The 9016-nt window shown below is 63.0% G+C and carries 8 protein-coding genes and 1 pseudogene; 5 read left to right on the plus strand and 4 right to left on the minus strand.

Annotated elements, in window-relative coordinates; genetic code table 11:
* Window positions 1-267 (plus strand): P-loop NTPase (locus tag EN949_RS29050; RefSeq protein ID WP_164782571.1); only part of this gene is annotated, 267 nt, incomplete at its 5' end.
* Between the two features lie 30 nt (window positions 268-297).
* Here EN949_RS29050 and EN949_RS29055 read toward each other — a convergent pair.
* Window positions 298-750, minus strand: coding sequence for a carbon monoxide dehydrogenase subunit G (locus EN949_RS29055; protein ID WP_013528005.1), 453 nt, complete (start codon window positions 748-750; stop codon window positions 298-300).
* A gap of 146 nt (window positions 751-896) precedes the next feature.
* Between EN949_RS29055 and EN949_RS29060 the strand changes: the two genes are divergently transcribed.
* The 4 genes from EN949_RS29060 (at window position 897) to EN949_RS29075 (ending at window position 5584) form a co-directional block, all read left to right on the plus strand.
* Window positions 897-2702, plus strand: a complete 1806-nt coding sequence (locus EN949_RS29060; protein WP_013528004.1) for an IlvD/Edd family dehydratase — start codon at window positions 897-899, stop codon at window positions 2700-2702.
* A gap of 215 nt (window positions 2703-2917) precedes the next feature.
* Window positions 2918-3736, plus strand: coding sequence for a chromate resistance protein ChrB domain-containing protein (locus tag EN949_RS29065; protein WP_127368184.1), 819 nt, complete (start codon window positions 2918-2920; stop codon window positions 3734-3736).
* Window positions 3733-5121, plus strand: a complete 1389-nt coding sequence (gene chrA, locus EN949_RS29070) for a chromate efflux transporter (RefSeq protein ID WP_013528002.1) — start codon at window positions 3733-3735, stop codon at window positions 5119-5121. The genes EN949_RS29065 and chrA overlap by 4 nt, the downstream gene beginning before the upstream one ends.
* A gap of 64 nt (window positions 5122-5185) precedes the next feature.
* Window positions 5186-5584 (plus strand): hypothetical protein, encoded by a 399-nt coding sequence (locus EN949_RS29075; RefSeq protein ID WP_082827526.1) that lies wholly within the window; start codon window positions 5186-5188, stop codon window positions 5582-5584.
* A gap of 146 nt (window positions 5585-5730) precedes the next feature.
* On the opposite strand, the gene EN949_RS29080 is transcribed toward EN949_RS29075, so the two are convergent.
* The 3 genes and pseudogenes from EN949_RS29080 to EN949_RS29090 all read right to left on the minus strand — a co-directional run.
* Window positions 5731-6960 carry an aromatic ring-hydroxylating dioxygenase subunit alpha gene (locus EN949_RS29080; protein ID WP_063171129.1) on the minus strand — a complete coding sequence of 410 codons (1230 nt, stop codon included), beginning with the start codon at window positions 6958-6960 and terminating at the stop codon, window positions 5731-5733.
* Window positions 6961-7022: 62 nt separating this feature from the next.
* Window positions 7023-8612 carry a trimethylamine methyltransferase family protein gene (locus EN949_RS29085; protein ID WP_027161820.1) on the minus strand — a complete coding sequence of 530 codons (1590 nt, stop codon included), beginning with the start codon at window positions 8610-8612 and terminating at the stop codon, window positions 7023-7025.
* A gap of 192 nt (window positions 8613-8804) precedes the next feature.
* Window positions 8805-9016: pseudogene (locus EN949_RS29090) on the minus strand (PLP-dependent aminotransferase family protein); the annotation flags it as partial.

Raw genomic sequence — 9016 nt, forward strand, 5'->3', positions numbered from 1 at the left:
GCCCCGGACACCGGCAAGCGCTACGACATCTTCGGTCATGGCGGGGCGCGGCGCGAGGCCGAGCGCCTTGGCGTCACCTTCCTCGGCGAGGTGCCGCTCGAGATGGGCATTCGCGAAAGCTCGGATGCCGGCACGCCGGTTGTCGTCTCCAAGCCCGACGGCGCCGAGGCGAAAATCTACCGCGACATCGCCTCGAAGGTCTGGGACCGGGTTAACGAAGAGCGTGGTGCTGCGGCAGCGGCGGTGCCGAGTATTGTTTTCGAGTAGCTTGTTCGGTAGCCGCCGCCGCTCTGCAGCCTAGGCCGCGCCGACCTTCTCGCCGAAACTGGAAAAAAACTGTCCGGCCAGTTTCTTCGAGGTCGATTCGATCAGCCGGCTGCCGAGTTGGGCGATCTTGCCGCCGACATCGGCCTTGGCCGCGTAGTTCAATATCGTGGCGTCGGGTCCATCTGCCGTCAGCGTCACGTCGGCGCCACCCTTGGCGAAGCCTGCAATGCCGCCCTTGCCTTCGCCCTGGATGGTGTAGGAGTGCGGCGGCTTCAGGTTCTTCAGCGTCACTTCGCCGTTGAACGTCGCCTTGATCGGTCCGATCTTCACCACCACGGTTGCCGCCATCTCGGTCGGCGACTTCATCTCCAGGCTCTGGCAACCGGGAATGGTCGCCTTCAAGACCTCGGGATCGTTCAGCGCTTCCCACACTTTTTGCAGCGGTGCGGCAATGCGCTCCTCGCCTTCGATCACCAAAGCCATGAAAACCTCCCGGACAAGACTGTCCAAACCCGTAACGCACGGCTTAGTGCGTGTCTATCGCACCAAAGTCCGGTTGCGACCGCACGCCCTCTTGCCTGCTCCCGCGCGTTGCCATATCGATTTGTCTTACAAATACGGAGACCATGATGGCAGGCGCCCCCACCCATAAGAAAAAATTTCGCTCGCAGGAGTGGTTCGACAATCCCGACAATCCGGGCATGACGGCTCTCTATCTCGAGCGCTATCTCAATTACGGCCTGACGCGCGCCGAACTGATGTCCGGCAAGCCGCTGATCGGCATCGCCCAGACCGGCTCGGATCTGTCGCCCTGCAACCGTCATCATATCGAACTGGCCAAGCGTGTGCGCGAAGGCATCGTCTCGATGGGCGGTATTCCGTTCGAGTTCCCCTGCCATCCGATCCAGGAGACCGGCAAGCGCCCGACCGCAGCGCTCGACCGCAACCTTGCCTATCTCAGCCTGGTCGAGGTGCTTTACGGCTACCCGCTCGATGGCGTCGTGCTGACCATCGGTTGCGACAAGACGACGCCGGCGCTGCTGATGGCAGCGGCCACCGTCAACATTCCGGCGATCGCGCTGTCGGTCGGGCCGATGCTCAATGGCTGGCACAAGGGCAAGCGCACCGGCTCCGGTACCATCGTCTGGGAATCACGCCAGCGCCTGTCGGCCGGCGAGATCGATTATGACGAGTTCATGGACATCGTCGCCTCGTCGGCGCCGTCCACCGGCTATTGCAACACCATGGGCACCGCCACCACGATGAACTCGCTGGCCGAGGCGCTTGGCATGCAGTTGCCGGGCTCGGCCGCCATTCCCGCGCCCTACCGCGAGCGTGGCCAGATTTCCTATGAGACCGGAAAACGCATCGTCGAGATGGTGCATGAGGATCTGAAGCCGTCCGACATCATGACGAGAGAGGCTTTCGAGAACGCCATCGTCGTCAATTCGGCCATTGGCGGCTCGACCAACGCGCCGATCCATCTCAACGCCATCGCCCGCCACCTTGGGGTCAAGCTCGACAATGACGACTGGCAGACGGTCGGCCTCAATGTGCCGCTGCTGGTCAATTTGCAGCCGACGGGCGAATATCTTGGCGAGGACTACCATCATGCCGGCGGCGTGCCGGCGGTCATTGCCGAACTGATGAAGGGCGACCTGTTGCCGCATCCCGGCGCACGCACCGTCAACGGCAAGTCGATCGGCGAGAATAGCGAGGGCGTCGCCAACGAAAACCCCGACGTCATCCGCTCTGTCGCCAAGCCGCTGAAGGCCAATGCCGGCTTCATCAATCTTCGGGGCAATCTGTTCGATTCGGCGATCATGAAGACCAGCGGCATCTCGCCCGAGTTTCGCGAGCGCTATCTGTCCAATCCTAGGGATCCCGAGGCTTTCGAAGGCAACGCCATGGTTTTCGACGGGCCGGAGGATTACCACGCCCGCATCGACGACCCGGCGCAAGGCATCGACGAACACACCATCCTGTTCATGCGCGGCGCCGGCCCGGTCGGCTATCCCGGCGGTGCCGAGGTCGTCAACATGCAGCCGCCGGCCTATCTCATCAAGAAGGGCATCCACGCGCTCGCCTGCATCGGGGACGGCCGCCAGTCGGGCACGTCGGGTTCGCCGTCGATCCTCAACGCCTCGCCGGAAGCGGCGATCGGCGGCGGACTGGCGCTGCTCAAGACGGGCGACCGGGTCCGCATCGACTTGCGCAAGGGCACGGCCGACATCCTCGTCACCGACGACGAGATCACCCGGCGCCGCGCCGAACTGCAGAACAATGGCGGCTTCCACTATCCCGAGCACCAGACGCCCTGGCAGGAGATCCAGCGCGGTATGGTCGCGCAGTTTTCGGAGGGAATGGTGCTGAAGCCGGCGGTGAAATACCAGGATGTCGCGCACACCAGCGGTGTCCCCAGGGACAATCATTGATTCTGGATCGACGGATGGCGGCTTGATCAAATCAGGCCGCCGTCGGTTTTCCGGTCAGCGTGTTGCATCGCGGCCGGGTAGGTCGAGAACGGCCACCGTCCTTGACAAGCGCGCCCAACAAATCCACCATCATGACAAGGGGTGCATCGCGACGACCCCGTGAGGCGTCAGCCCAACGTTCGCGTCCAAGCTTCTCTTTTCAGGAGGTGGACGCCATGCCGTCAACAACCGCTATCACCGTACCGCAATTGTCCCGGCTCATAGGTCTGCCGGGCGCCCCAGTCATTGTCGATGTTCGCATAGATGAAGATTTCGACGCCGATCCGCGGCTGTTGCCGGCGTCGTGCCGTCGCGATTTCAAAACCGTTTCAACCTGGGCGGCCACGTTCGCCGGCAAGCCGGTGGCCGTCGTTTGCCAGAGGGGGCAAAAGCTCTCGCAAGGCGTGGCCGCATGGCTGCGCCATGAGGGGATATCAGCTGAATCTCTCGAAGGCGGGTTTGATGCCTGGCGCGATGCCGGAGGGCTTTTGGCCCGCACCGCCAAGATGCCGCCACGCAATGAAAAGGGCGCCACCGTCTGGGTGACGCGATCGCGCCCGAAGGTCGACCGCATCGCTTGCCCGTGGCTGATCCGGCGTTTCGTCGACCCCGACGCGGTGTTCCTGTTCGTCGAACCCGCTGAAGTGTTGGCTGTTGCCGACCGCTTTCAGGCCGTGCCGTTCGACATCGACAATGTGTTTTGGAGCCATCGCGGCGAGCGCTGCACCTTCGACACGATGATCGAGGAGTTCGGGCTGGAATCCGTGGCGCTCGATCGCCTCGCTGCAATCGTGCGGGCGGCCGACACTGCAAGCCTCGACCTGGTGCCTCAGGCGGCCGGCTTTCTGGCTGCCTCGCTTGGTTTGTCGCGTATGTACCGCGACGATCTGGAACAACTGGAAGCAGGCATGCTGCTCTACGACGCGTTCTTCCGCTGGTGTCGCGACGCCACCGAAGAAACGCACAACTGGCCGGCTGCGGGTAAGCCGTCGTGACCGCTCTTGTCCCGGACAATAAGGCGGGAACCGTCCCGGTGCCGGCTGCACCGACCTTCACCGAGGCCGTGAAGGTCTGGGCGAAAATCGGATTGCTCAGCTTTGGCGGTCCGGCCGGGCAGATCGCGCTGATGCACAAGGAACTGGTCGAGGAGCGGCGCTGGATCGGTGAGCGGCGTTTCCTGCACGCGCTGAACTACTGCATGCTGCTGCCTGGCCCGGAAGCCCAGCAACTCGCCATCTACATCGGTTGGCTGCTGCACAGGACGGCCGGCGGCCTTGTCGCCGGCATCCTGTTCGTCTTGCCGGGCGCGCTCGTCATGCTCGCCTTGAGCAGCCTCTACGTCCTCTATGGCGACGTGCCGCTTGTCGCGGCGCTGTTTTTCGGGGTCAAGGCGGCTGTGCTTGCCATCGTCGTCGAGGCGGTGGTCCGGATCAGCCGGCGTGCCCTCAAGAACCGGGTCATGGTGTCGATCGCGGTCGCGGCGTTCATCGCCATCTATGCGTTGAATGTGCCCTTTCCGCTCATCGTCCTGCTAGCCGGCCTGACGGGATGGCTGGGGGATCGCATTGCTCCCGCCCTGTTTTCCGGCTCGGCCCATGGCAAGGACGATGTTGCCGACTTCAAGGGAGCGGTCGACCTGATGTTCGAGCGTGGCGAACTGGCCCATGTCAAACCGACCAGATGGCATGCACCGCGCACCGTCGCCATCTGGCTGCCGCTCTGGCTCGGGCCTGTTCTTTTGATCTGGTGGTTCACCGGCTCTGCAAGCGTCTGGACCGAGATAGGCCGGTTCTTCAGTCTCATGGCTGTCGTCACCTTCGGTGGCGCCTATGCGGTCCTCGCTTATGTCGCACAGGCAGCCGTCCAGTCCTTCGGCTGGCTGGCGCCGGGTGAAATGGTCGATGGCCTTGGGCTCGCCGAAACCACGCCAGGGCCGCTCATCCTGGTGCTGCAGTTCGTCGGCTTCATCGCCGCGTTCCGCCATTCCGGCTCGCTGGACCCGTTGGTTGCCGGATCGCTGGGGGCTTTGCTCACTCTGTGGGTGACGTTCACGCCTTGCTTCTTCTGGATATTCCTCGGTGCGCCCTACATCGAGGCCTTGCGCGGCAACAAGGCACTGTCGGCCGCACTGGGCGCGATCACCGCCGCCGTTGTCGGGGTAATTATGAATCTGGCCCTATGGTTTGCCTTGCACGTCATCTTCCGTGAGGTGCACGCGACGGGCCTTGGCATGAACGTGCCGGTGCCTTCGTCGATCGACTGGCGCGCGGCCTTGCTTTCCGTGGCCGCCATGGTCGCCATCCTGAAGCTGAAAGTCGGCATGCTGCCGACACTCGCGCTATCCGCCCTTGCAGGGATCTTGCTGGCGGCGGCTGGTTAGACAGCACCGCCTTTGCAATCCGCTTGCCCACCACCTAAGTGGGCTGGAAATGGAAGGAAACATCATGGCCGGACGGCGATCTTCCCTCGGCTTCCTCGGAGTGTTCGGCCGTTCGGGCGACTTGAGGCAGCTCGACGATGCATTGCGCGGCGCCGATCTGCATCCAGCCCTTGTGCCGGAGGGCGTGAAGCTTACCCTCGTCAATCTCATGAAGGATCGCTGGCCCGACGAGCCGCCACCGGGCACCTATGCGTCGGTGGCACAATTATGCAGCTATTGCATCGCGGGTCCCGAAACCTTCGAGCAAGCCAATGGCCATGAGCGGGCGCTGGGAGCCGAGCGCCGCATCGAGGCGGCGCTTGAAGCCGGTGACAGCCTCGACGCGCAGATCGTGCTGATGACGCTGCATGCCAAGCTCATCAACCCCGAAGTCGTCGACCGATACGGGCTCAGCGCGGAATGACGCGAAAGGCAAGATCTGCCTGATTCTCCTAGAGCAATTCTAGGAAAAGTGTGAGCGGTTTTCCGTCTAGAATTGCGTCAAAACAAAGAGTTAGAGCAGATCGCCGTTTCCGTGAAACGGTGAATGCTCTAAGGCAGCCGAGCCGTTCAGGCCCGGCTGATCTCCTCGAGATACCAGCCGATGTAGCGCAGTTCGTTGTATTCCATCGGCGCGATAGGTCCGGGCACGAAATAGTGCGAGCGCACGCCGCGCGCGGTGTGCTCGATGATCTTCTTGTCCTCTTCGGTGGTGATCTTCCACAGCCAGGTCAGCTTCTCCAGATCGTAATCCTGGCCCTCGACCGCGTCGCCGCGCACCAGCCAGATCAGCTCCATCTCGCAGGTGCCAGCCGTTTTCGGGATGAAGCGGTAGATCATGCCGTGATCGGGATAGCATACGAGGAAGGTCGTGCCGCCGAGATGGATGGAAGTGACGCCACCGTCATAGTCGGAGAAGCGTCCCATCAGCGGGGCCACCGGCGATCCATCCTGGCTGCCGCTCGAAACGCCGTCATAGAGCGCATAGCGGAAGGTGTGGATTGCTTCCTGGCCGGCCGCCGAGTTCTGCCAGCGGTTGGCGCTGCCGATCTCGATGCCGAGCGCGCAGGTGCGTTGCTCCATCGCCGCATTGAGCTGCTCGATCATTTCTGCCGGCTTTTCCAGCGCATGCGTCTGCGAATATTCCGGATGCGCCGGCCCGCAATGGTAACATTCGACATAGTTCTCGACGGCGAGCTTCCAGTTGGCGTCGAGCGGATAGGACTGACGATACGCAACCTTGGCGTCGCCCCAGCCATACTGGCCGCAGCTCGTTCGCAGCGACTGTTCGATAGGATCGAAATCGAGCGGCGTCTCGGCGAAGGAAATGAAGACCAGACCGGATGCGACGCGGGCATGAAGCTTCTTCAGGCCGTGCGCCGTGCGGTCGAAATCCTTCGGCATCAGGCGGGCAGCGCGCAACGATCCGTCATTGGAATAGGCCCAGGCGTGGTAGGGGCACACGAACATCTTCGCGTTGCCCTTCTGCTTGGTGCAGACCTCGGCGCCGCGGTGGCGACAGACGTTGAGCATGGCATGCACGGTGCCATCCATGCCGCGTGTCAGGATGACCGCCTCGTCGCCCAGTTTGAACAGCTCGAAATCGCCGGGGTTCGGGATAACGCTGGCGTGGGCCAGGCAATGCCAGTGGCGGCGAAAGACCCGTTCCATGTCGCGCTCGAAGATCGCCGGGTCATGATAGAAGGCACGCACCAGGCCGTGGCCTGGCCGATGAGATGCCACCAGCCGATCGATCGCGTCGCCGTCGGTGGGGGCTTGCTGGATAGGATGCACACTCATTTGTCGTTCTGCCCGATGGTTGGTCGTGTATGGCTGTATGGCTGCACGAGACTTGTCTCCGGTCAGCCGCCCATATGCGTGCGCGGCAGGTGGATCAGGTTGCCGAAACGGGCACGCAATCTGTCGTCGACCTGTTTTGGCACATGGCGCGGAAATCGTTCGGCAAGAATGCGCTTCTTCTCGGTGATCGCACGCAGCAATATATCAGGCCGGCCTTTTTCGTTCCATTCCTTCGGCGAGGAACGATCGCCGAGGGCAGGATAGAAGTGCTCGGTCTGCATCAGCTTGAGCGTTTGTTCGTTGTCGAGATAGTGGCCTGGACCCTTGAGGCAGACCTCCGCGATGCTGTCGATCGACAGGGCCTCGTCAGTCACGTCGATGCCACGCGCGCAGCCCAGGCAATGACCGAGCATGTCGTTGTCGATGACCAGGCTCTCCAGGCAGAAGCCGAGCAGCGAGGCATGCATGCCGGCCGCCTCATAGACGAGGTTGAGGCCGGAGAGGCCGGCCATCACATTGGTGATGCCCTTTTCGTAGCCGGACTGAATATCGGGCAATTTCGAATCCGTCATGCCGGCGGCGGAGCCACCGGGCAGGTCGTAGAATTGCGCCATCTGGGCACAGGCCGCCGTTGCCACCGACTGCTCGGCCGACCCGCCGGCCATGGCGCCGGTGCGCAGGTCGGACATGAACGGCCATGCGCCGAAGATCGCCGGATGGCCGGGCTTGAGCGCGTTGACATAGACCAGGCCGGCCAGCACTTCGGCCACTGCCTGCACGACGGCGCCGGCCATCGCCGCGGGTGCCGTCGTGCCCGACTGGCCGGTCGACAGCAGCAGGATCGGGATGCCGCCTTCGACGCAGGCCTCGAGCACGCCGCAGGCATCCTCGGCGAACCTCATCGGCGGCACGACGAATGAATTGGAGTTGGAAACGAATGGCCGGGCGCGGAAATTCTCCTCGCCTCCGGCGATGGCGTACAGCATTTCAAGTGCAGGCTTCACGTTCTCACGCACCGTGAAGGATGTTCCGACGTGCTTCGATGTTCCCATCACACAGGCATAAAGCGTGTTGAAATCCATCTCGAGCGGATCGGCGATGTCGCGCGCCACCATCGGCCGCTGGAAGAAATGAATGTTGTCCAGCCCGTCGACGATGCGGGCGGCATCATAAATATCCTGCAGCTTGGATTCGCGGTACTCACGCTTCTCCAGATCCACCAGGTGCACGGCGATGCCTGCCGTGCCGTAGTGCACGCGCTTGCCCTGGACCACCATGTCGTGCCTGGGGTCCTGGCCATGAAGCGTGAAATGTCGTGCCGCCCGCTTGATGGTGTCGAGCACGAGCGCGCGCGGAAAGCGGACCCGGCCATCGTCGCCATGGATCGCCCCCACCTTGGTCAGCACCTTTATGCAGGAAGGAATGGCGTTGGCGAAACCCACTGTCTCCAGAAGCGTCAGCACGCCTTCGTGGATACGCTCGCGGTCATCCCCGCGAAGCGGCCCGTAGCCGCCGCCCTCGATGGCCTTGTGCTGTGGTCTGGCATCCTCCACCAGGGGAGATGATCGCATGGCATGTCCTGTTTCGCGAAGACCGGAGCGTTGTGGACGACGGTTCGCCGGCGTGTCCTGCTGTTCGACAGCCACTGGCATGGAAGCACTCCAACTTCGTCGGCAGGAACTCGTGGCGGTTGGTCCACCATCGGCCTGCTTCTTCCCCTGATGACGCCGACTATGCCGCCGGCACTGGCCCATCCTATGGGCCAGCTGGCTCAGTTCCATGTGCCAGAACTAAAATACCGGAGCCGCTGCGAGCGGCTCCGGTCACGAGAGGTCGATGATGGATCAGGCGGCCGCGGGTCTGCGTCCGGCGGCCGTGGCCAGTTCGCGGATGCCTGGCTCGATGTGCTGTAGCGCGATCGACGAGATGCCCAGCCGCATGAAACGCGAAGGCTTTTCAGTGCGATCGAAGAAGCGGTCGCCTGGCTCGATGATGACGCTGCGCGAGGCCGCTGCCTCGGCAAGCCCGCGCGAATCGGTGCCGCGCGGCCCTTCGA

This window comes from Mesorhizobium sp. M7A.F.Ca.US.007.01.2.1, from assembly GCF_003998165.1.
Lineage (GTDB): Bacteria > Pseudomonadota > Alphaproteobacteria > Rhizobiales > Rhizobiaceae > Mesorhizobium > Mesorhizobium ciceri.